The 21874-nt window shown below is 60.9% G+C and carries 25 protein-coding genes and 1 pseudogene; 4 read left to right on the plus strand and 22 right to left on the minus strand.

Going from position 1 to position 21874, the window contains the following annotated elements; genetic code table 11:
* Position 1 precedes the first annotated feature (1 nt).
* From CSE6_RS20705 to CSE6_RS20715, 3 genes are all read left to right on the plus strand, one after another.
* Positions 2-781, plus strand: a complete 780-nt coding sequence (locus CSE6_RS20705; RefSeq protein WP_054075756.1) for an SDR family NAD(P)-dependent oxidoreductase — start codon at positions 2-4, stop codon at positions 779-781.
* Between the two features lie 4 nt (positions 782-785).
* Entirely contained in the window at positions 786-1763 is a 978-nt protein-coding gene (locus CSE6_RS20710) for a PDR/VanB family oxidoreductase (protein ID WP_059441346.1), read from the plus strand.
* A 121-nt stretch (positions 1764-1884) separates the two neighbouring features.
* Positions 1885-2673: an IclR family transcriptional regulator gene (locus CSE6_RS20715; protein WP_081007823.1), complete on the plus strand. Its 789-nt coding sequence runs from the start codon at positions 1885-1887 to the stop codon at positions 2671-2673.
* 212 nt (positions 2674-2885) lie between these two features.
* Here CSE6_RS20715 and CSE6_RS26200 read toward each other — a convergent pair whose 3' ends face one another.
* Entirely contained in the window at positions 2886-3038 is a 153-nt protein-coding gene (locus tag CSE6_RS26200) for a hypothetical protein (protein WP_193751156.1), read from the minus strand.
* A 463-nt stretch (positions 3039-3501) separates the two neighbouring features.
* On the opposite strand from CSE6_RS26200, the gene CSE6_RS26540 reads away from it, so the two are divergent.
* Positions 3502-4035 carry a hemagglutinin repeat-containing protein gene (locus tag CSE6_RS26540; RefSeq protein WP_238585752.1) on the plus strand — a complete coding sequence of 178 codons (534 nt, stop codon included), beginning with the start codon at positions 3502-3504 and terminating at the stop codon, positions 4033-4035.
* Here the strand turns inward: CSE6_RS26540 and CSE6_RS26545 are convergent.
* The 21 genes and pseudogenes from CSE6_RS26545 to CSE6_RS20830 form a co-directional block, all read right to left on the minus strand.
* Positions 3917-4171, minus strand: coding sequence for a hypothetical protein (locus CSE6_RS26545; RefSeq protein WP_059441348.1), 255 nt, complete (start codon positions 4169-4171; stop codon positions 3917-3919). The two genes, CSE6_RS26540 and CSE6_RS26545, sit on opposite strands and share 119 nt — an antisense overlap.
* A 201-nt stretch (positions 4172-4372) precedes the next feature.
* Positions 4373-5089, minus strand: a complete 717-nt coding sequence (arsH, locus tag CSE6_RS20735) for an arsenical resistance protein ArsH (protein WP_059441349.1) — start codon at positions 5087-5089, stop codon at positions 4373-4375.
* Positions 5076-5507, minus strand: a complete 432-nt coding sequence (arsC, locus tag CSE6_RS20740; RefSeq protein ID WP_034360082.1) for an arsenate reductase (glutaredoxin) — start codon at positions 5505-5507, stop codon at positions 5076-5078. Before arsC ends, arsH begins: the two co-directional genes overlap by 14 nt.
* A gap of 25 nt (positions 5508-5532) precedes the next feature.
* A pseudogene (locus CSE6_RS20745) lies at positions 5533-6045 on the minus strand (ArsB/NhaD family transporter); the annotation flags it as partial.
* Between the two features lie 81 nt (positions 6046-6126).
* Positions 6127-6858, minus strand: coding sequence for a hypothetical protein (locus CSE6_RS20750; protein WP_152668614.1), 732 nt, complete (start codon positions 6856-6858; stop codon positions 6127-6129).
* 8 nt (positions 6859-6866) lie between these two features.
* Positions 6867-7658 carry a DNA adenine methylase gene (locus CSE6_RS20755; RefSeq protein WP_059441351.1) on the minus strand — a complete coding sequence of 264 codons (792 nt, stop codon included), beginning with the start codon at positions 7656-7658 and terminating at the stop codon, positions 6867-6869.
* A complete protein-coding gene (locus CSE6_RS20760) occupies positions 7579-7812 on the minus strand; it encodes a Com family DNA-binding transcriptional regulator (protein ID WP_083994775.1) in 234 nt (77 codons plus the stop codon). Before CSE6_RS20760 ends, CSE6_RS20755 begins: the two co-directional genes overlap by 80 nt.
* Before the next feature lie 147 nt (positions 7813-7959).
* Positions 7960-8487 (minus strand): hypothetical protein, encoded by a 528-nt coding sequence (locus CSE6_RS20765; protein ID WP_059441352.1) that lies wholly within the window; start codon positions 8485-8487, stop codon positions 7960-7962.
* On the minus strand, positions 8487-9017 hold the full coding sequence (locus tag CSE6_RS20770; protein ID WP_059441353.1) for a hypothetical protein: 531 nt from the start codon (positions 9015-9017) through the stop codon (positions 8487-8489). Before CSE6_RS20770 ends, CSE6_RS20765 begins: the two co-directional genes overlap by 1 nt.
* The gene (locus tag CSE6_RS20775) at positions 9014-10255 is read right to left on the minus strand and encodes a hypothetical protein (RefSeq protein ID WP_152668615.1); all 1242 of its coding nucleotides are present in this window, start codon (positions 10253-10255) and stop codon (positions 9014-9016) included. The genes CSE6_RS20770 and CSE6_RS20775 overlap by 4 nt, the downstream gene beginning before the upstream one ends.
* The gene (locus CSE6_RS20780; RefSeq protein WP_059441355.1) at positions 10252-10851 is read right to left on the minus strand and encodes a hypothetical protein; all 600 of its coding nucleotides are present in this window, start codon (positions 10849-10851) and stop codon (positions 10252-10254) included. The genes CSE6_RS20775 and CSE6_RS20780 overlap by 4 nt, the downstream gene beginning before the upstream one ends.
* Complete coding sequence (locus tag CSE6_RS20785; protein ID WP_059441356.1) at positions 10848-11732, minus strand: hypothetical protein; 885 nt, start codon at positions 11730-11732, stop codon at positions 10848-10850. Before CSE6_RS20785 ends, CSE6_RS20780 begins: the two co-directional genes overlap by 4 nt.
* Positions 11733-17501 carry a phage tail length tape measure family protein gene (locus CSE6_RS20790; protein WP_059441357.1) on the minus strand — a complete coding sequence of 1923 codons (5769 nt, stop codon included), beginning with the start codon at positions 17499-17501 and terminating at the stop codon, positions 11733-11735.
* A 4-nt stretch (positions 17502-17505) separates the two neighbouring features.
* The gene (locus tag CSE6_RS20795; RefSeq protein ID WP_238585753.1) at positions 17506-17796 is read right to left on the minus strand and encodes a DUF1799 domain-containing protein; all 291 of its coding nucleotides are present in this window, start codon (positions 17794-17796) and stop codon (positions 17506-17508) included.
* A gap of 62 nt (positions 17797-17858) precedes the next feature.
* The gene (locus tag CSE6_RS20800; RefSeq protein ID WP_059441359.1) at positions 17859-18344 is read right to left on the minus strand and encodes a phage tail assembly chaperone; all 486 of its coding nucleotides are present in this window, start codon (positions 18342-18344) and stop codon (positions 17859-17861) included.
* 54 nt (positions 18345-18398) lie between these two features.
* Positions 18399-19337, minus strand: a complete 939-nt coding sequence (locus CSE6_RS20805; RefSeq protein WP_059441360.1) for a hypothetical protein — start codon at positions 19335-19337, stop codon at positions 18399-18401.
* Positions 19338-19339: 2 nt separating this feature from the next.
* A complete protein-coding gene (locus tag CSE6_RS20810) occupies positions 19340-19543 on the minus strand; it encodes a hypothetical protein (protein ID WP_059441361.1) in 204 nt (67 codons plus the stop codon).
* Positions 19540-19965, minus strand: a complete 426-nt coding sequence (locus CSE6_RS20815; RefSeq protein ID WP_059441362.1) for a hypothetical protein — start codon at positions 19963-19965, stop codon at positions 19540-19542. Before CSE6_RS20815 ends, CSE6_RS20810 begins: the two co-directional genes overlap by 4 nt.
* Complete coding sequence (locus tag CSE6_RS20820; protein ID WP_059441363.1) at positions 19962-20498, minus strand: phage protein Gp36 family protein; 537 nt, start codon at positions 20496-20498, stop codon at positions 19962-19964. The genes CSE6_RS20815 and CSE6_RS20820 overlap by 4 nt, the downstream gene beginning before the upstream one ends.
* Before the next feature lie 14 nt (positions 20499-20512).
* Complete coding sequence (locus CSE6_RS20825; RefSeq protein ID WP_059441364.1) at positions 20513-21421, minus strand: Mu-like prophage major head subunit gpT family protein; 909 nt, start codon at positions 21419-21421, stop codon at positions 20513-20515.
* 44 nt (positions 21422-21465) lie between these two features.
* Positions 21466-21870: a hypothetical protein gene (locus tag CSE6_RS20830; RefSeq protein ID WP_083994776.1), complete on the minus strand. Its 405-nt coding sequence runs from the start codon at positions 21868-21870 to the stop codon at positions 21466-21468.
* Positions 21871-21874 lie beyond the last annotated feature (4 nt).

Here is a 21874-nt window from a genome sequence, read left to right on the forward strand (position 1 = left end):
AATGAGCGAATCCAGAATGGCGGGACGCACCGCCTTGATTACCGGCGCCGGTGCGGGCATAGGCGCCGCGGCCTCCCATCTCTTCTGCCAGGAAGGGGCTGCAGTGCTGATGGTGGACGCGAACGCCGAGGCTCTGGAGCGTACGCGTGAAGCCATTTTGCAGGCCGTGCCTGGAGCCCGGCTGGCATGCGCCACTGCCGATGTGTCCGACGAAGCTGCGGCAGCGGCAGCCGTAGGGCAGTGCGTGCAGCAGTGGGGCGGTCTCGATACCCTGGTGAACAACGCCGCCATGCGTAATTACAGTGCCGCAGCCGATGCCACTGCAGCCGAATGGCAGGCCATGGTCGGCGTCAATCTGGTGGGCATGTCCAACTACTGCAGGGCTGCGCTTCCTGCGCTGAGGCAGTCGGGAACAGGCAGCATCGTCAACGTGTCCTCCTGCTATGCGGTCACGGGTCGCAAGGGCATGGCCCTGTATGACGCGACCAAGGCGGCGCAACTGGCCTATACCCGTAGCCTGGCATTCGAGGAGGCCGCTCACGGCGTGCGTGCCAATGCGGTATGCCCGGGCTCCACGTTGACCGACTTCCACGTCGGCAGGGCACGCAACGCGGGCAAGAGCGTGGAGCAGCTCAGGACGGAGCGCAAGGACACATCGCTCATAGGGCGCTGGGCGTCGCCGGAGGAAATCGCCTGGCCCATCCTCTGGCTGGCTTCCAGCGAGGCGTCCTTCATCACCGGGACCACTCTGATGGTCGATGGTGGCCTGCACATCATGTAACGCCATGGCCTCTACATATCTTCAGGCGCGCGTCCACCAGATGCGCTACGAAGCGGCCGGCACCCTCAGCGTGGAGCTGCGACCGCTTGTTGTGGCAGAGGAGTTTGCCCAGCCCGTGCAGGCTGGTGCCCATATCGACCTGCACCTGGCCGATGGGTTGATCCGAAGCTATTCGCTGATCAATCCGGGGGAACGCCATCGCTATGTGGTGGCGGTGTCCCTGGACCCGGCCAGCCGTGGCGGTTCACGCTTTGTGCATGAAAAGTTGCGGGTTGGGCAAGCGATTCAGATTGGCGGGCCGCGCAATCATTTCCCCCTGGACGAGACTGCCTCGCATAGTGTGCTGGTGGCTGGAGGGATCGGTATCACGCCTGTTCTTTCCATGCTAAGGAAGCTGCACGCTCTGGGCAGGACCGCGCACCTCATCTATTGCGCATCCAGCCGCGAGAACGCCGCCTTTGTGCCGGAGATCGAAGCCATCGCTGCCCAAGCCGGCGGTAGGGTGACGGTCGACTGGCACTTCAAGGATGAAAAGGGTGTGCGTGCCGATCTGTACAGCCTTCTCCAAGGACACGCCGAAGGCGCACACTTCTATGCTTGCGGGCCTCTGGTTTTTCTGGCGTCGTATGAAGACAGTTGCCAGAAGCTGGGGCTGGCGCATGTGCACTTGGAGCGTTTTGCTGCCGCACCGCTGGCAGCGCCCCAGACACCGGAAGTCGGCTATGCCGTCGAGTTGCGCAGGACCGGCAAGACCGTGCAGGTGGCTGCGGGGACGTCCTTGTTGGATACCTTGATCAACGCGGGCATGAACCCCGAGTACAGCTGCCGTGAAGGTGTATGCGGGGCCTGCGAGGTCCGGGTCATTTCCGGCGATGTGGACCATCGGGATCAGATTCTGAGCGAGCAGGAGCGGGCGGCGAACAAGAGCATGATGATCTGCGTCTCCGGATGCCGTTCAGGCAACCTGGTCCTGGATTGCTGAGCGGCATCGGAACAATGTTCGCAAGGCAGGAAGAGGCGGCAGCATCCAGGGAATGACGCCAGCCTTTTTCTCTTCCATGTTTCCTGTCCATCAGGTGGACAATTGCAGGTAGAGTATCGGCATGAATCAGAAAACCGTTGACATGGCCGAATCCGATAAATCCGAAAGCGGGGTGCGCGCAGTCCAGCGGGCTCTTGACGTACTTCTCGCTTTCAGGCCTGGAGACGATGGATTGCTGGTGGCCGAACTGCTAAAGCGGGTCGACCTGAGCCGGCCGACCCTCTATCGCTTGCTCGATACGCTCAACACCAAGGGGTTTCTCGTTTCCGAGGGCGAACCCCAGCGTTTCTGGCTCGGCCCGGCAGTCGCCCAGATGGCTCATGCCTGGTCCGCAGGCATGAGCTACGAAACCGTTGCCCAACCCATGATGCGCCGCCTGTGGGAGAAAACCCGCGAGACCATTTCCCTGCACGTACATGAGGGTGCCTTCAGAATATGTGTTGCCGAACTTCCCAGCACACAGCCCCTGAGCTTCAAGCGGGGCGTGGGTTATCGCGAGAAGCTCGTGCGGGGCGCCAGCGGTCGCTCGATCCTGGCATGGCTGAACGTGAACAAGCAAGACCTTAGCGCTTATGGCGCGGAAAACGCCGCCGAAGCTAAGCGGTGCACCGAACAGCTCAAGCAGATTCGCCTCGAAGGCTACGCCACCAGCCGCGATGAGCTGATCCAGGGCGCTGTCGCTATTGCTGCACCGTTCTTCGACAGCAGCGGCCGCGTGGTGGGATCGCTGGGGCTATTCGGTCCCAGCGCAAGACTCGACGAAGAGGTTGTGCAGGGCTATGCCGCACTGTTAAGGGAAGAGGCTGCACAGCTTTCAGCGGCATTGGGATTCAAGAATCCGACACCATGACCTTCTGCAGCAGTACTTAGGATTGATCGGAAAGCGTCTGTTCATGGTGTTGATTTCCACGCAAACCTGCCCGCAGGGATGCGGATGAAATCTTGGACTACTGAGAGGTAAGGTAGTTCATGTATTCATACGAAGCTCGAATCCGAGCGGTGACGCTGTACATCAAGCTTGGCAAACGAGTCGCAGCAGCCATGCAGCAGGTGGGGTGTGGTTCAGTCGGCGGTGGTCCACCCGCCATCGATCAGCAGTGCGGAGCCGGTCACCATCGCGGCGGCATCGCTGGCCAGGTAGATGAGCCCGCCCAGCACGTCGTCCAACTGGGCATCGGTTGCACTGACGAGCTGTCTGTCGGTAATGTGTTGCAACAGGCTGCTAAAAAAACCTCCATTTGGTTGGATGAAATCGACTGGGCATAGGGCGGCCTTGATTGTCGTATTTCAGGTTCAGCAGATGGCGGTTGTGCTGCTACCTAAATACTCCTCAAAACAAAAAAGAAGCGATGTGCGTCCTTTTGGACTGCATCGCTTCTTTGAGATCGGCCCGCCTCAGATGGGGCCTGCATCCACGCACTTAGGGCGTTGAATGGGCTGCTGCCTGCACTTGATGGTCGTTGTCCGCTGCACACCTGAAACCCGTCATTGGGCTGCCCTCCGCGTCGATGCTCGGATGGCCGGTATGGGACGGTGACCGTTAGAAAGCGTTGCGACTACGAGCAGTGGCAATCGCTGCACAACAGACACCTGTTGACGAAGCACGAACGACAGCAACGGGTCTTTAGCGGACCTGTGCTCGGTAGTCAAAAGGGTGCTGGGGAGCGCACAAAGCCCCGTGGGCGTGCCCATTGGCGGCGGATTGCATGCCGGCCAGAGCAAGGTCAACAGCAACTACCAAAGCGTCACCGAGCAAAGCGGCATACAGGCAGGGGACGGCGGTTTCCAGGTCAGCGTCAAGGGCGACACCGACCTCAAGGGCGCCGTCATCGCCAGCAACCAGACGGCGATAGATCAGGACAAGAACCGTTTCAGCACCGGCGGGGCACTCACCACCAGCGACCTGCACAACAGCGCCCACTATGACGGCCAGGCCGTGGGGGTCAATGCCAGCGTGGGCAACGATGCAGGCAAGTTCGGCGTCAAGGGCGGGGCGGACGGCTCCATCCTGGTTCGCGGCTCGGATATCACTGCCGGCCAGGACGCCACCTTGGCCGCAGAAGGCGATATCCGTCTTTGCGTCTGGTGCTTGATCAGTAGCCTTCGACCAAAGGCATTTCCGTCCCATCGACCGCAATCATCACGCCCGTGGTGCTGGGGTCGATTTCAATTGGGACTCCCCACAGTTCATTGGGCTTACCGAAGGAGTTGACGATGTTGAACTGCCGCAGCTCTTCGGGCGTCATCTTGATCAGCTTGGGGTAGGCGTTGTTGTGGGCCTTCCAGTGCCGGAGGAACGTGTGGCAAACGCGCTTGTGGACTGTGTGGATCGGTGATTCATCGGTCATCACGCGATTGTCACAGAGGAGGCTGCTGCTCCGGTGCGTTTGACTGGGAACGGCAGACTTGATGGGGCAGCGCCACAAACCTGAGGTATCCGTTAGCGGTCTTTCGCGTCGGCCAGCAATCGACCCGTTGCAGCCGCTCAAGTAGCGAAGAAGCGGCCACTGAACTTGTTTTGGAATGCAGAGCCCACCTGCAAGCGTCACTTAGATACTTCGCTGATTGACCCGTTTGGACAGTTCCTCTGCGTTTTCACGGCGCTCGCTGTAGCGATCCACCAGGTAGTCCGAACAGTCTCGCGTCAGCAGAGTGAACTTGACCAACTCTTCCATCACGTCCACGACCCGTTCGTAATACGAAGAGGGCTTCATCCTGCCAGCCTCGTCGAACTCGGCAAATGCCTTGGCAACAGACGACTGATTCGGGATGGTGATCATGCGCATCCAGCGACCCAGCACCCGCATCTGGTTGACCGCATTGAAGGACTGCGAGCCACCCGAGACTTGCATTACTGCCAATGTCTTGCCTTGCGTCGGTCGCACGGCACCAGCGGACAAAGGAATCCAGTCTATCTGCGCTTTGAGGATGCTGCTCATGGCACCATGACGCTCCGGAGACGTCCAGACCATGCCCTCGGCCCATACAGCCAGCTCACGCAGTTCCTTGACCCTCGGGTGATCGTTGGGGGCACCATCGGGCTGTGGCAGGCCACGCGGATCGAAGATCCTGGTCTCGGCACCCATATTGCGCAGTAGTCGCGCCGCCTCTTCGGTCAGCAGTCGGCTATAGGAGCGGTCACGAACCGAGCCATACAGCAGCAGTATGCGCGGCGCGTGCGTTGCACGCTGTGCGGGCAGCAGGCCTTCCAGGCTGGGCTTTTCAAAGACTTGTTCGTCGAGGTTCGGTAGATCAGTGCTTGCCAATTCGATTTCCTTTCGAGTCAATGACGGCTTCTCCATCCTCTTTGGAGAAGGCGGCCTGCTGAGGCTGCGGCAGGATGTCCAGCACGGCCTCCGAGGGACGGCACAAGCGGGCTCCCAGAGGGGTGATCACTATCGGGCGATTGATCAGAATGGGGTGCTGGAGCATGAAATCAATCAATTGCTCGTCCGTCCATTTGGGCTCGCCCAAGCCAAGCTCGTCATATGGCGTACCTTTTTGGCGCAACACATCGCGCACTGGTAGGCCCATGGCTTGAATCAGGCCCACCAGCGTGGCGCGATCAGGCGGCGTCTTGAGATATTCGATGACCGTGGGCTCCACTCCGCTGTTGCGGATCAGGGCCAGGACATTGCGGGAGGTGCCGCAAGCAGGGTTGTGGTAGATCGTGATGTCGCTCATAGCGCTAGATTCCCGTTGCAAAGATTCATGACGCCACGCTGAGCCGCAAGGCCAGGGCGGCAAGGGTGATGAGCAGCACGGGCAGGGTCAGTACCGCGCCGACTTTGAGGTAGTAGCCCCAGTCAATCGTTGTGCCTTTCTTGCCGAGCACATGCAGCCACAGCAAGGTGGCCAAGCTGCCAATCGGCGTGATCTTGGGACCCAGATCGCAGCCGATCACATTGGCGTACACCATGGCCTCCTTGACAGTACCGCCGGCTGTGGACGCATCGATGGACAAGGCCCCGACCAAGACCGTGGGCATGTTGTTCATGATTGAGGACAGCACCGCGGACAGCACGCCCGTGCCCAGCGATGCGGTCCACACGCCGCCGGCTGCAAACTGATTCAGCAACACGGCGATGTAATCCGTGAGGCCCGCGTTGCGCAACCCGTAGACCACCAGATACATACCCAGCGAGAACACCACAATCTGCCAAGGCGCGCCATGGAGCACTTTCCTGGTGCTGATGACATGACCACGAGCGGCCACATGAAGCGCGGCGCGATAAACCTCCACTCACGGGTGAGATAAGTAGCGAGAGTGACTATTGCAACAGCTGAAAAGAAATTTCAAAAATCAGGTGTTGTTGCTAACCTGACCCTGCTCTGACTTCAGTGCTCTTTGTTCACGCTCTTTCACAAGAGCCGCTTCCAAGCCCGGTGCTTTGACTTGAAGGCTCTCTTTGTAGATGTATTCGCAGTCGTCCCAAAATTCGACAATAGCCTGTACATAGCGATGCAACTGCACAAGCGAGACCACTGGCAGTTCTTGAGCCTGCCAGGAAAAACTTCCCTGGAAGGTTAGGTGAAGCCACTCGTCCGGGTTGGCGGACCAAAGATCGGGGCTGCTTTCCTGAAGCTTCTTCAGCGAACCACCTGGGCCATGGCGAAAGACATTGCCCAACTGGTGCAACTCTTTAAGCACAGGATAGGAGGAGAACTCATCGAGGCTAACTCCTCTACAGTCGAGGAATGCCTTCTCCACAGATTCCCATTGAGGGCGGGTGGCAAGAGGATTTTGCACTTTGAGTTCTGCTTCACAGCTCGAGAGATACCGTCGAAGCTGCCGCTCCCAAATGGACTGCACTGATAGACATAGTGCTCTGCCGCTCTCAAACTCCAGATTGTCTAGATCAGCCAGATGGAATAACGAGACAGGACAATCGCTTGCCTCGTGAACTGATCGCTGCTCGCGCCATCCAGCGAAAACAGGAACGATAGTTTTCTCATAGAAATCTGAGATAAGTGTCTGATTGAACGCAGTGTCAACATCCGCTTGAAGATTCTTCCAGCGCTGATTCAATATCACGGCATCTCCTAGAAAAGCCCGGCAGGCTCGCTTTGTCGATCCCAACTATAGATGACCAGCTCCCCACGCTCGACGCGGTTTGAACCGCCGCCCACGGTGTAGTCCAGCTTGAGCGCCTCCATCTCAAAGTCCTTGAAGCACTCTCTGATCGCTGGGTGGTCGTTGATGCTGATGACGGCCTTGCCCTTGAGGGTTTTGAGCTTCTGCGCCATCAGCTCGTACTGCTCCCAGGGGAACGGCACGCCATATCCCTCGGTCTCCCAGTACGGTGGGTCCATATAGAAGAGCGTGTGGGCGCGGTCGTAGCGGTCCATACAGGAGGCCCAGTCGAGCTGCTCTATATATGTACCGGCTGCCATTCTCAGGTGTGCGGCCGAGAGGTTTTCCTCAATGCGCAGCAGGTTGATGGCCGGGGCCGTGGTGGCGGTGCCGAAGGTCTGGCCAGAGACCTTTCCGCCAAAGGACTGCTGCTGCAGGTAGAAGAACCGGGCCGCCCGCTGAATGTCGGTCAGAGTCTCGGGCCGGGTCTCCTGGAGCCACCTGAACACCTGGCGGCTGGTCAGTGCCCATTTGAACTGGCGCACGAACTCTTCCAGGTGATGGGTGACCACTCTATATAGATTGACCAGGTCTCCATTGACGTCGTTGAGCACCTCTACGTCAGCAGGATGGCGAGCGAAATAGACGGCCGCGCCGCCTGCGAAGACCTCTACATAGCAGTCATGCGCTGGAAAGCGCTTGAGCAGCATGTCGACCAGGCGGCGCTTGCCTCCGATCCATGGAACGATGGGGTTTGTCATATATCTCAGCTTCTGGCCCTCGCTGGGGCTCTTTTGGGGCGCTCTGGGCGCTCAGCTGATTGAATGCTCCGCAACGGGGGCACTTGATGGCCAGGCGGATGTATTCGCCCTCGGCCAGTTTGCGGCGGCAGCTGCCGCACCTAATTTCATTCATTGCAAGCCAGTTTCAACTGTTGAAAGACGATAGACTTGCCGGGCTCTCGAGAGCGGCGGGTCTTCGCCTGACTTGCAGGTCTAGTCTGCGGGTCGGGGGCTTGGCCAGGTGTTAGCGCACTTGGCCAGGTCGCCCGTCTTTTTTTTGCTACCTGGTTGCCCAGGCGGTAGTCGTGGCCAGGATGTCGCATGGGTCTAAACGCCATGCTTCTGTCTCTGGGATGCCCAAAGCCGCTGCGCAGGCCTCGCTGCAGGTCCAGCGTTGGTCCTTCTGGGGTATCAGCCAGCTCATGAAGCCCAGGATTAGCTGCCAGTCATACATTTCTCCCTCATGTGCCCTGAACCATTGGGCCGTGGCCATGGGGTCCAGGTTGACCTTGACCACATCCCAGCGGTTGGGGTCGAGCACCACGCGCTTGAAGCGCACGCCGCCTGTTTTGCCTGCTCTGCGTTGAGAAAACTCGGGCAAAGCCTCGGCCGCCACGCTGGATGCGCACCATAGAGAGCCGTCCTGGCCAGGCAGCGCAGAGCCGTCCGGCATCAGGTGGCCAACGCCGTCGCCTGACTCAAACACCACCTCCGAATGGCTGTATTGGCCGCGCAGGCGCAGCCGGATGATGCGATTGAACAGGCCCTGCAGGCCTGGGCGTGTGGATTTATAGCTGGCCAAGAGCATCACAGGCCTCCTGCTCGAATGAACAAAGCGTCAATGCCCGCGTCATCCAGGCCGATGGCGTGGCCCAGCTCGATGAGCAGTGGCCGTTCTCGCTCAAAGTCCTGGCTGTCGTCCCATTCAATCTGCGCGAGCTGCCGCTGCTGCGGATCTGGGATGGCATCAATCGCCGGCTGGACCGCCGCGAACAGCCCGGCCAGAGCGAGCGCCTGGCGGGCTTGGCGCCGGGTCACTCTGGCGGGAACGCGTGGGGGCGCCACGTCATCACTGCCGGCGAATACGCGGTCAGGTGTAGCTGGGGCCTCCACCTCGTAGGGTTCCAGCTCAGGGACACGCTCGGACAGGTTGATGTGCCAGCCAGGCACGGCCGCCATGACGGGCACACCATCCACCATTTCGCCTGTGGGACGCATCACTAGCCCGACCACATCGACGGCAGCGGTAGCGAAGTAGGCGGGCCATGCGCCATCAACAAAGTGCAAGCCGAACACCTCGCGCGCAGCAGCCTCGGATTCAAAGCGAAGGAACTTCATAATTGGGTCAGCCTTTGCAAGACAGCAGCAGACAGCGACGCGCTGTAAACAGATACCTGGTAGATATGAGACAACCCCGAAACTGCGCTGGCGGGACTTGTAGCGCAGAAGTCCAAGTGAGTGCCTGCAGGAATGTCATAGTCGTACGTGACATCCGCTGAGGCTGAGCCGTTCGTGGCAGTTCTAAACTGCCTATTCGACCAAGAAAGAGCCGACTTATAGGGCTGCATTCGAGGCACATTGGTCCCAGGAGCGACAGCAACAACTGGAGCCTGTCCGTTTGCACGCACGTACCCACTTCGTACAGTGACGTTCGAGTTGAGGCAATACGGAACGCCCTTGTAGGCATTGACCTCTCCACGCGCACGCAATGGAAAGAACACATTCACTCCCGATGCATCGAGCCGCGCGTGGATCAGCATAGTGCCGATATCCCCGGAGGTTGGATACTGCAGCGCTGCGACATCAGCTGCACGTGTTGCAGTTGCTGCCTCCGTAGGGATATAGCTGGAAGAAGCAGTCCCGCTTTCAAGCTGGGCACCCCAGATGAAAGCACCAGAGATGCCATCCCCGATATACGCCGAAGCATCCGGTGAAGTTTGAAGAGCAAGCTGCCATGTAGTGGATGTTCCAGCGCTCATCCCGCTAACGGAACAGCGTAGCCACCCTCCGCCAACGTCCATGATCGATGCGCTTGTTGATAAGCCTCCACTGCTAAGCACAGATTTCGCTGCCAGATCGAAATAGGCAGACACTGGATTGGAAGGGACGCTCGCTTCGTATGCTGTGAGACGGATCAAAGATCTGCCAGCAGCTTTGACGAAAAAGCTAAAGGCCACAGCGCCCGCAGTAGGAGCAACCGTCGCATACAAATTGTGTATCGCGTTGGCCGTGGTCTCCGCAAGCTTCCCTGCAGTCAGCGAACCGTCCGGGGCCAAACTCGCATTAGGGGTGAACGTGGCGTTGCCTTTCGTCCAAATGACATTCTCAAACTTGGAGGAATAAGAAAGAAGGTTCGTCCGAGCCTCTTCCAACAACAGGCCAAGACATTTGCCCGTGAGTGGATCGTGGTCGATACGCGGCACGTTGGCCAGGACTGTGCGCAGCTTGCCGTCGGAGCCGTAGCAAGTCGCGGTGCTTGCGCGTGCGCACTGAATGCGAGGGTCCACTCGACCGCTGTTGGCAAAATCAAGCAGCAAGTTGGGTCGAAGGTCAGGAAAGTTATCTACAGTGCTCATGTCCAAGTCTCCGAACGGCTGCGGATCACCCCATCCAGGCCGTGAAATTTGATCGTTGTCGTTGTGTCGCTGACGTACTCACGCCATACATCACCGGGTCGGCTATCAGGGACGCTCCGGTGCACCGTGGTTGCTCCCAGTACGTCCACAAACGCAAGCCGCCCCAGGTGCTGACCTGCTGGCACTTGGTCTGGGCCAGGGCCAACAGGCAGATTGGCGACATCGACCCAGTTGATGCGATCTGTGCTGGGGTCTGCAGCCGTCTTGCCAGCAATCAAACGTCGGTAAATCAAGCCTGTGATGGGGCTCCAGGCGAGATTCCCTTTGGCATAGGTGGTGTTTGAGTCAAACAGGCCCGCTGAGGCGCAGGCCGCAGCCAAGTCGGAGGAGTTCTTAGCGCTTGCGGCAGAGTCTGCTGCAGCACTTTGGGAGCCTGCGGCAGAGAGAGCTGCTTGATTGTTTTCCGCAGCTTGCTGGTTGGCCGCAGTCGCAAATCCTGGCAGTGCAGAAAGAAAGGTATCCGCTCTTGGCGCAAAGTTGACTGGGTCGGTGCTTTGCGGCACCGGCGTGGGCAGTTCCGGGATTAGTGTGGTCATGTCAGGCTCTCAATCTCCAGAGAACAAAGGTGCTTGGTCGGGTACGCCACTTCGAGAGAAAAATCCTTGTAGTAGCCATAGATAGTCATCGGGCTATAGGATTCGCCACCGGGGACGCCCAGCCAGACACACGGCGTGGCCCGGACGGCTTCGAGTACCCGCTGCACGGCCGGATAGCGTTCGCGAGCCTGCTCCAGGCGCACAGACATGCGGCGAGAGAAGCGGCCAGGCTCGAAAGACTGCGCGCCTTCGGCCGTGGTGTTCTTGCGGCTGTAGTCGATGATGGAAGTGGTTGCGCCCCACTGGGCATCACCCAGGTCGAACGTGTTGCCCACCACAACGGCCGCACAGCGCGCTGGGCCGGTGATGGTGATTTCCAAGCGGCTGCCGCTGGAGGGCACCAGGCCGGTAAAGATGGCCTCGGTGATCTGCTCAGGCTCCACAAAGAAGTACTCGTACCAGTCTGCAGGCTGGGTGCGCAGCGTCTTGCTGAGCTGGCACAGCACCACATTGGTGGCGCTGCGCTGAACGACCGTCACCTTAGAGCCAACCAGGCCGAAGAACGCCACGGCATTGATACGCCCTGGCACAGTGACCGTGGTCGTCAGGTTGCCTGCCGTGGCGGTAGCCGTGCTGATCTCACTGTCGAACATGGACCAACGGTTGGACGGCGCAGCCACCATCCAATAAAGCGGCTCCGTAGCCGGGCTCTTGCCCTCCGCAGGCTCCTGCACGCACTCGTAGGTTTTTCCGGTGGCGGACAGAAATACCCGGCTGCCCAGCGCATAGCTGGTACTGGCCATCCATTCGGCATCGGCAGCACCTGCATTGCTGGCGGTGACCATCAGCGGCGCGATCTTTATGGGCCGTATCAACAGCATTTAAACGGCCTCCAAATACATCACAAAGCGCTGCCCATCGGCATTACGCACGGGGAAGCCTTCAACGGACAAGCGGTCCAGAATTCGCTGGGTCTTGCCTGTATTGGTCGCAATGGCACCGGCATCCGCACGGCGCTCGGCGCGCAGGTCGGACAGCTCATGGCGCAGGCGGACCAGCTCGGCTAGCAACGGTGCCAGGTCAAGGCCTTGGCTGGGAGCTGCCAGCATTCGGCTGGTCATGTCGGCACTGAAATACCGGGCCGGTCCCGTGACTTCCAGCTCTGGGCCGCGTTCGCCGACCAGGCGCAGGCCACCAGAGTGCAAGCCGCCCGCCGCAAAGGCTGGCACAGGACGCCCCTGTAGGGCCGCAATCACAGCGCGCAGACCATCGCGGGTTGTGTCGGTACCGGCCTTGATGGCCTCGGTCATGACCTGGTCGCTGCTCTTGGCACCGGCTTCCAGGGCGGCCAGGGTGCTGTCAATCTGCCCCAGCAGGCCCAGAGACTCTTCCTGGTAGTTCTTGGGCGCGTCCTTTTCAATGCGCCCAGCAATGGCCTCTGCCCTGGCCAGCAGGGTGTTGACCAGGCTGGCGTACTCGGCACCGCCCAGGCCTGCTTCCTGGGCCTTTTGCAGCAGGGGCTGCAGCAGCGAGTTCATTTCAGAGCCATAGCCCGCCAGGGTTTCGCCGGTCGTGGACATGGCCATGGAGTACGCCACGTTGTAGCGCTCCTGCAGGTTGGCGAACTGCCCCGCCGTGCTCATCTGGCTGAAGCGGATGTCCGCCACGGTGGAGCGCAGGCCGCTGGCTGAGGCGTTCATGGCCTGCGCCAGTTGCGCCTGAGACTGGTAGTACGCGACGGTCTCTTCGCGCAGCTTGCTCAGGTTCGATACGGCCTTGCCACTGTCCACACTGTATTTCTGGAGGGCGGCAACATAGTCGAGCTGGGCCTTTTGCGCATTATTTGAGGCGGAGGTCTGAGCGGCGCGGGCGGCCGCCAGTGCTTGCTCCGCCGTGGTCACTCTGGTGGCCAACGTCGCAGCCTGGTCGCGCAGGGACTGTGCCTTAGCGCGGTTTGCAGCCTCTTCGTCAATGGACTTTTGATAGGCCGCCAGGGCATTGACATAGTTGTTGGTGCTGGCCAGGCCACCACGCAGCCCTCCAGATCCTAGCCTTGTGAGCTGGTCCGCAAAGGCCTGGATTTCTGACGTAGGCAGGTTCTGGAGCTTGGCCAGCATATTGGCCTGGGTGTCCTCATACGTGACCAGGCCCTGCAGGCTGCCTGGTACGTACTCGCCCTGGATGCCCGACTGAATATTGCCGTGGCGCAGGTAGGTAGCCACCAGCGCACGGGCCGCATCGCCGCGCTTGGCGTCCAGTGCGGCCGCGCTGCTTTGCAGGCCGGGGGCCTTGTTCGCGTTGTTGGCATAGGCCGTGGAGTACTCGTTCTGTCGCTGGGTCACCAATGCGTCGGCCTTGGCCAGGGCCGTCTGGGCGCTGGCAATGCCGGCCTGGCCTGGCAGGGAGACGGTCTGCTGCTGGATCTGGGCGCGGATCTGTGCGGGCGTCATCACCGTGGGGCCAAGAATGCTGATGGCTGCCTCGCGTACCGCCTGGCGCTCACTGGCAATGCTGCTCAGATCGTCCTTGATGCGCTGGGCGATCAGCTCAAAGGCGCTGGTGATCGTGGCCGTGAAGGTCTTGGTATCGACACTCGCAAGCGCCTTGGACAGGCCGTCGATGTTGATCACGGTGCCGCTGGCCGAGGCCTGCAGGGCGTAAATCTCGCTGCGCAGCACGCCAACTGCCGCCTGGGCGGGGTTGAGCGCGGCCGTAGAGGACTGCACCTGGTTCGTCCAGGTCAGGACGCCGCTCGAGCTGTCGCCCAGAATCTTGTTGATGCTGGACATGCTGCCGCCCAGCGTCTGGGCCTGGCTGGTCGTGCCACTCATTGCCTCACGGGCGATCTGCATGCCGGGAGCCACTGCGGCCGCGCGGGTATAGGTCGAAATCAGGTCTGCAGCAGCCGCCTTGGCCAGCTCATCGAGCTGCTTGGCAGTCTCGTCAAACTGCGGGGCCATCTGCAGCAGCATGGCGTATGCCTTGCGGCCGTGCTCGGTGGTCAGGTCCAGGCTGGAGACCAGCGCGCGGAACTCGGACTGCGTGCCAGGCAGCGCCAGGCCCAGCTCGGACAACTGCTTGGTCATGGCGGCCGTGCTGTTGTTGGCACGCTCCGCTTGGCTGTAGTACGTCTTGTAATAGGCCTCGGATGCCGAGATATACGCATCCACGCTGCCAAAGTTGGCCACCAGCTTGCTGGCCATGTCCGCGCCAGTCAGGCCCACGCTGTAGAGCTTGTTGCCCAGCACCTCAAACGTGGCATTGGTCGCAGCCAGGCTGGTGGACAGGCGCGTCAGGGTGGCAGTCTGGCTTTCACCGGCCTTGGTGTATTTGTCGGTGCCCAGCACCAGCGCCGCCATGGTGTTGCCTGCGGCCGTCATTTCCTCCTGCAGGCGGGCTGTGATCTGGTCGCCCGTCAGGCCTTCAGTGCTGAAACGAATGTCCCTCGTGTACTTCTTGACCGCGTCGGAAGACAGGCCGAGGGCTTTGGCCTGGTCGCCAATGCCAGCGCGTAGCACTTCAAAGGTAGCCTGCAACTGGCCGTTGGCGGCCAATGCAGCGTACTCGGTCCAGCTGCGGTCGCTACCGAACCAGCCGCCGTCTTTCTCATAGTCTGCATAGGAGCGCAGTGTCCCGCCTAGGCGGCCTGCAATGCCATTGCCCGTCAGCTCCACGCTGCCGCCAAAAATGCCCAGGCCATCGACCAGACCGCCCAGCACAGAGCCCACCATGGTGCCGATGCCCGGCATGATGTAAGTGCCGATGGCCGACCCAATGGCAGCGCCATACTGGCCCTGAGTGAGGCTGTAGATGCTGCCCAGGTAGCCAGCGGCCGAGCCCAGGCCACCGTCAAAGCCTGGCAGCGTCTTCAGATACGCGTCAGCAGACTGCACCGTCTGGCCCAGGGACATCAGGGAGGAGCCTGCTGACTCCCAGCCCTTGGTAACCAGGCTCATGCCCTGGTCCATCATCCAGGTGCTGCCCTTGGTGCCCCAGGTAGACCAGTCAGCAAAGCCACCATTGAGCAGGTTGCTGCCGCTGTTCAGAATGCCCGAGCTACCCACCAGGCTGGCGGCCGTATCAGTGGCACCGGCCGCCCCACCGCCCGTGATTCCCAGCATCTGGCCGACGATGCGCACCACGAAAGGCTGTGCAAAGGCCTTGTAGAGCTGGTCCGCAACCGTGGTTTTAAAGGTGGTGGCCAAGCTGGTGGTGAACGATTTCCAGCCGCTCTTGCCGCTGTTGAGCATGTCCGCAAAGCCCTTGCGGAATACATCGTCATATTGCTGGACGGACTCGCTCCAGACCTGCAGGTTGACCTTTGCGCCAGCGTTGGCCAGCTCCTGCAGGCGGGCCTGCTCCAGCGTGGCCAGGGCCGCCTTCTTCCCAGCGTCGTCCAGGTTGAGCTTGTCTACGGCCGCGATTTCCTTGGCATAGCGCAGCTCTACCTGGCGCTGGGCTGCAATGATTTGGCGCTGCTGCGCGCTGGCACCGGACAGCTCAAACTCCAGCTGGTACGACTTGCCCATTTCTTGGGCATTGCGCAGCAGCTCGTCCGCACGCTGCTGCACGGCTTTGTAATCAGCCTGGCCAAGGGCGGCGGCAAAGTCCTTTTGCGCGGCAATTTTCTCGCGCAGTGAGGCAATGTATCTAGGGTCGAAGCTATCGCTGCCCTCGGCCTCGGCCAACTGGTGCTGCAGCGTGGCCAGGGTCATCTGCTCGATGGCAGTACGGCCTTTGCCGAAAACCTCATTGGCCGCCGCCTGGTCGCGAGCACGCTGGCCAATGGCCTGGGCGTCCTTGTAGTTGGCGTCGATGGCTTGCTGGTGCGCCTTGTATGACTGCTCCAGGCCCTCGTTGCTTCGCAACTGCGCGGCCAAGGTATCTGCGATGGCCTGCTTTTCCTTCAATCGGGCAATGGTCTTGCCATCGGTGGCCAGCTTGATCTGCTCGGCAATCTTGAGGCTCTCGCGCTCGGCGGTGTTCAGCTCTGTGGCACCGCTGCCCATCGTCAAAAGCTGCTGGTGGTACTGCTGAGCGGCCACCAGTTGGCTACGCATGCTGGCCAGGTCGGTGTCACTGACGCTGATGGCTCCAGTGCCCTTGCCGCCCTTCTTGCTGTATTTTTCTTCAATACCCGCGCGTACAGCGGCATAGTCTTTTGCAGCCTGCGCCGCCGCTTTGATTTCCTCGGCAGAGGCGTCTTTTGCAACCAGGGTCAAGGGCTTGTATTTGGCCGCCGCCTGGTCGAGCTCAACTTGCTTCTTGACGGCATCGCTGGCGTAGCGCGCGGCTTCCTTTTGCAAATCTATGCCGTGTTGGCGCGCCTTGTTTTCCTCATCGATAGCCTCTGCGGTCGCCTTGCCTGCAGATTCAGTCAGCTGCAGCAAGCCCTTGGCATTTTCAAGCCGCGCCTCCAATTCAGCAGTGGCCTTACCGTCCTTGATCCCGAGATTGGTGTTCTGCTCCTTGCGGCGGCGGATAGCTTCTTCTAAAGCCTCGATTTGACTTTTCGCCCGGTCTTCTACTGTGGTCGGCCGGCCGATATTTAGAAAGGCGTCCCATGCCTCCTTTGCCAGGTCACGGGCACCACGCCAGCCCCGTTCGATATATCCCAGCTCGGCTTCCAGCTGCTTCGCCCTGGACGACATGGCATCGCTGTAGGTCTTCTGAGCCAGCGCCGCAGCTTCTTCAGCTCTGCCCTGATCTTCAAGCGCTCTGATTTGCCGATAAACAGCGGGTGTCAGGTAGTTATAGGACTCATTGAGCTTGGCTGACGCCTCCGCTGGCTTGGTACCGAGCTGTTCAAGGTCTTTGGCCGTCTGCTCAATGGAGCGGCCTGCCAAGTCCTCCATTCGCACGGCCATGACAGTGAATTCGACCAGGCTCTCACGCGCGATCTTGCCGCTGCCAGCCAGAATGGCCAGGCCTTCTGCAGCCTTGGACTGAGTACCGTAAATCCCGTCTGTTTCACGAGACATGCGGCTCAGCGCCTCGGCCGTGACGCCCGCCGCATTGCCGTTGAGCACCGTGAGCTGGCGGAACTTGTCCTGCTCAGCGCTGCCGTGGTAGTACGCTGCTGCAACCAGGCCCGCCCCCACGGAGAGGCCACCGATGGCAGCCGTCGCAGGGGTGATTGCGCCCACCATGGCACGAGCAGCATTGCCGATGCCGCCAAAACTGTCTTTGATTTGCCCGCCTTGCTGGATGGCCACCATCCAGATCGGCATGCCGCTGGCCACGCTGGTGACCACATCAGTCATCTGCATGGGCAGCATGCGCATGGCCTGGGCATGCTGTGCGGCCGAGATAGCACCGGCCTTGTGCAGATTGTTGGCCGCATCCAGTGCGCGCTGGTACTGCGGGCTTGTATCGTTGAGGCCAGCCTGCGCCTGCCGCAGCCCTTGCGTCCCGGCTGCGGCCTGCTGGCCTGCTAGAGCAACCTGTTTCAGCCCTTCGCTGGCTTTCTCAGACCCCGCCTGCACCCGAGTGGCCATTTGCGCGGCTTCTGCGCCCACGCTCTGGATGCTCTGCGCCGCTGGCCCGCCGTCGATGCCCGAGATTGCCTGGGCAGCCTCGGCCGCGCCGGACTTAACGCCGCTGACGTCAAGTTTTGCGCGGTATTCGACGGTGTTGTTGTTGCCAGACATGGTGCTATTGCTTGTTGCGCAGCTTGCGCGCTTCGTCTTCCAGAATGCGCACCTGCAAGAGCACAGCGCGCCGCTTTTTGGGCTTGATGCCGTGCATGTCCATCACGGCCAGAAGGGATGCGTAGTCAATCCCCTCGTAGAACACCTGGGTGAATCCAGCGATCACGCGCCACTGGGTCCATGTGGCCAGGAAGCACTCCCATGCGGGCCAGAGGTCTGCGGGAAGCTCCAGGTCTTCGTCCTGGTCCTCCTCGATCTCCTGTGGCTGGGCTTGCTTGACCAGGTCGGGGTCCACGCCGAGCTTTTTCCACTGTTCCCGCAGCTCGGCGTCGTCCTCTTCAGTGCAGCGCGGCCTGGTCAGGAGGTGATGACGGGCTGCGCTTCGGAGTTTTTTTCCACATCCTCTGCCGTCACGGGCTTGTTGATGGCGTCGAAGTAGGCCTTGACCAGGCTGGTTTCGATGCCGTCCAGGTCTTCCTCCAGCTCCGCGCGGGCTGCGGGCGTGTACGCCACAAACTGGTCCTTGCTGTCGCGCAGTTCCCAGTCGACCAGGACCTCGTTAAGCAGCTCGGCATCCGTCATGGTCTTGGCGTCCAGGCGGGCCTTCCAGAAGGCGCGCTGGTGGGCGTCGGTCGCGGGATCGTCAATCAGCTTCTGGATGGACTGGCGAACCTCGGCTGTCATGCCCATGGCAGCCACGCGGTGGTTCAGCGCTACGCGCTCGGACTTCTTCAGGCGCTTGAAGCGCGCGCGGAACTTGAGCACCTCGGGCTTGTCATCGTCGCCCACGCGGGCGAAGGTGACAGAAGTCCAGAACGCAACGGACGGAAGGATGACGGCCATAACTACTCTCTTTGAAACGGTTTTTCAGGGAACTTGAGGCTCAAGGCGTGGCGGTCAGACCGTGATGGTCCATTCGTCATTGCCTGCACTGCTGGGGATCAGCGTCAGCGGGATGGTGATCATCTGGATGCCGTCCTGGTCGCTGAAGCTGGGCTTGCCTACTTGGGCCAGCGGCGCAGCTATGGCCACCGTATTGGTCACCGCTTGGCCGTGCTTGAGGGCCAGGGGCACCTTGACGCCTGCGCGGGCCATTTCGATCCAGTTCTTTGTGGCAACCGACGTATTGCGGAAGGTGACGCTGGCAGTGGACTCGCGGCCGGTGATATCGGTGTCATCCACCTTCATCAAGTCTTGCTTGACCACCTTGTTGCCAAAGTCCAGATTGAAGCTGCTGGCCTCTGCCTGGTAGCCGTCCAGGCTCAATGTGCTGTTGAGCTTATTGACACCCAGAGGGCGCTGGAACTTGGCGTAGTTCACTGCAGGCATGCTTGCAGCGTCTTCCACCGGAATGAATGCGCCCGTGAACTCAAACTGCCATTTCGGGATGCCTTTGGCGTCAATCACGGCCTTGCAGTTGCCGCGTGCGCCGCTCATCTTGTAGACCAGTTTGTCGAGCGTGGCGATGATGGTCAGGCTCTGCAGATTGTCCGTGACCGGGGCAAACACAGTGCCTGCCGTAGGGCTGGGCGCAGGCGTATTGGTGGCACTGGCTGCGCAGGCGCGAATCAGCGCTTCGTAGCCAGGCAGATCGCCTGCCACGCCCACACCGGCCAGGCCCACGCTGAATGCCACCTTGCGGTAGATGGTGACCAGAACTTTCTCAGAGGCACCAAAGTAAGGGCGGATCACGCCCTGGCTGGCCTCGTCGCCTTCCAGTGGCGTCAGCGTCACATCGCTGACTTCAATGGCGTGGGCAGCGGTGGGAGCGGCCAGGGTGCCGGAAACGGCTTCGATCATGGCCAGGATGGCCAGCTTGTTGATGTACTTCGCCATGTTTACTCCTCGGAAGTTACGGGCTTGTCGGCAACGAGCTGGCGTTTGCCGTCAATGATTTGGTAGAGGCCGCCCTGGCCATGGAACTCGTCCGTGGCGTTATTCGTGGCGGTCTGCGTGGGCTGAACCAAGGCCAGGGAGGCATCGGCTCCTGCGGCAGTGCTGGGCGTTTGCCCTTCTTTGGCTTTGCCATTGGCGGTACTCATTTGCTGCTCCAGTAATGCTCGATGTGGAATTCATCGCCCCACCAGACCCGGCCGTTGTCCAGGTCGATGAGCTGGCCCCTGCCTGCGGTCAGTGGGCTGTCAACACCGTCAGGTGCCCAGCCAAGCAGGGCTTTACGGATCTCGCCTCGCAGCCGCTCCAGCTCGTCGTTGGCAGCGCTGCCTGTGCTGTCGCGCTTGTTATCCAGGACCAGCACGATGGAAAGCGTGGTTTCGACGGCCTGCAGCACGCTGCCACTGAAGGCTGCATCAGCACCAGGTCGGTCAGCCATCGGCACCACAAAGGCAGCTGGCGTTGCCACAGACGGGGCTTTCAGCGCGGCCGCCAGCTCCAGAGCCCCATCCACCATGCGCAGGCTGGTTTGAGCTTTCAGGCGCTGTTTGACGGCATTCACCAAGCTCATCGGAAGGCCCCCAACTGGCGGCGGCTGAACACGGGGTCAGGGAAGCTGAAGCGCACGTCCGTATTGGCACCAGCGCTGCCACCGGCCTGCGGATCGTCCGCGCCCAGGCTGAACTTGCCCTCGGCCGTGGCCTGCAGCAGGCGCTGTGCGTCGCGGTAGTCGCGGGCAATGGGCGAGGTCTTCTCGTCGCTGATGCCGTCCTTCTGCAGCAGATAGCGGGCAATGGCGCGGGACCAGCCTGCAATCAGCTTTCGAGTGGATGCGGCTGTCAGGTCCATGGGCACGGCATAGCCACGCTTGGCCAGGTAGCCGTCAATCACGGCATCGGCCTCAGACACGGCGTCGTCAATGCGGCGCAGGGCTGCATCGGCATCCGTAATGTCTTCGGCACTCCATGCCCCACGGTCAAGCCCGCGCAGCGTGGCGTCCATCAGATCGTCCGCAATCACGGACTTACCGTCCGGTGTGGCTACCTGGGCCAGCTCACGAGCGCCTGGGCGCTCGGCCAGCTCTGCATGGGAGATGTAGGGCATGGTGGGAGCGACCTTTACAGCCAGGGCGAAACCAGAGACTTCAGGCGGTCCTTCAAGTCGTTGGACTCGGTGGCCGTGCCGTCCGCGTTGGGCACCAACTCAGCTGTCAGCAGCTTGTTCGCAACTCGCTGCAGCGAGGTAGGCACCACCAAGGTCGTAGCCCGCAGGCCCAGCGGACGACCGCCGTCACCCTTGCACTGCTCAATGGCATTGATGGCCGCCCAGACGTTGTCAGCGTTCAGAGGCTGGTTGCTGGCGAAGGCCATCTGCCAGAAGCCAAAGCCCACGTTGCAGCGGCTGTCCACGCCGTACTCGAACTGAGCCTTGCTGTAGACGTTGGGGTCGGTCTCAGCGGTCATTGCCACAAAGTTGGGCTTCTTGCGGTCCTGGAAGATCAAAGGCTTGATAGCGCGGGATGTGTCCAGCACAAACCACAGAGGGCCGTTGCCGCCCAGGTCGGCATTGGCCACAGATTCCAGTTTGCCCTGCGCATTCTTGACCGGGTGATTGGCCGCAAAGAAGGGCTTGCCGTCATAGCACTTCACTGACACGCCGTCCTTGAGGAGACCGAAGGTCAGTTCGTCAGGGTGCGCGGCGGCGGACCGGCCGAGTTCTTGCATCAACGGCGTGTAGGTGCCGTGGGTGTCGTCTTCGATGGCAGTCTTAGGAACTGCCACAGTCAGCTCAAAGGGCTTGTTCTTGATGCTGTAGCCGTGGTTTTCCAGGCCGTGAACAACACGTTCCGCGATCCATTCGCGCATGCCAGGCATCTGACCGAGCCAGCCGTACTCTTCGGTGCCGGTGGTACTGGGAACAACAGTGGCCAGTTGTTGGTACTGGCTGGCTGCCTGGCCCAGAGTGCCGACGAAAGCGGTCTTGTAGCCAATGAATAGGGTTTTCAGATTTGCAGGAGTGATCAGCATTGCTGTGCCTCTATGTTGATTGGGGGAATGGCCTGCGGGTGGGCTTAGGCCGTGGTGGGTACGGCTGCGGTGCCGATGGCCACCCACACGCCAAAGTCGTCGATATCGACGATCTCGCCTGCAATGCAGCTGCCGGTCTTGGATACGGTGTGGTCGTCGGCCACAAAGGCATTGCTCCCAATGTCGGGGCGCTTGATCTCACCCGCCCCCGCGCTGTTTTCGAAGCAGAAGACGGCCCGCTCGCCCTTGACCAGGTCGGCGCCGGCTTCGACACGCTCCACACAGACGGCGCGCACCGGCTTCTTGTCGGCCGCCACGGAGGGCTTGGCCGCGCCTGTGGCGTCCAGCGTGTACATGGCTCCGGCCATGATTGCGGCGGCGACGGTGTCTGCCACCATGAAGGGGGTGCCACGGCGTGGCGTGTTACGGTCTGCGGTCAGGCTAGGCATGTTG

This window comes from Comamonas sp. E6 (assembly GCF_001010305.1).
Classification (GTDB): domain Bacteria; phylum Pseudomonadota; class Gammaproteobacteria; order Burkholderiales; family Burkholderiaceae_C; genus Comamonas; species Comamonas thiooxydans.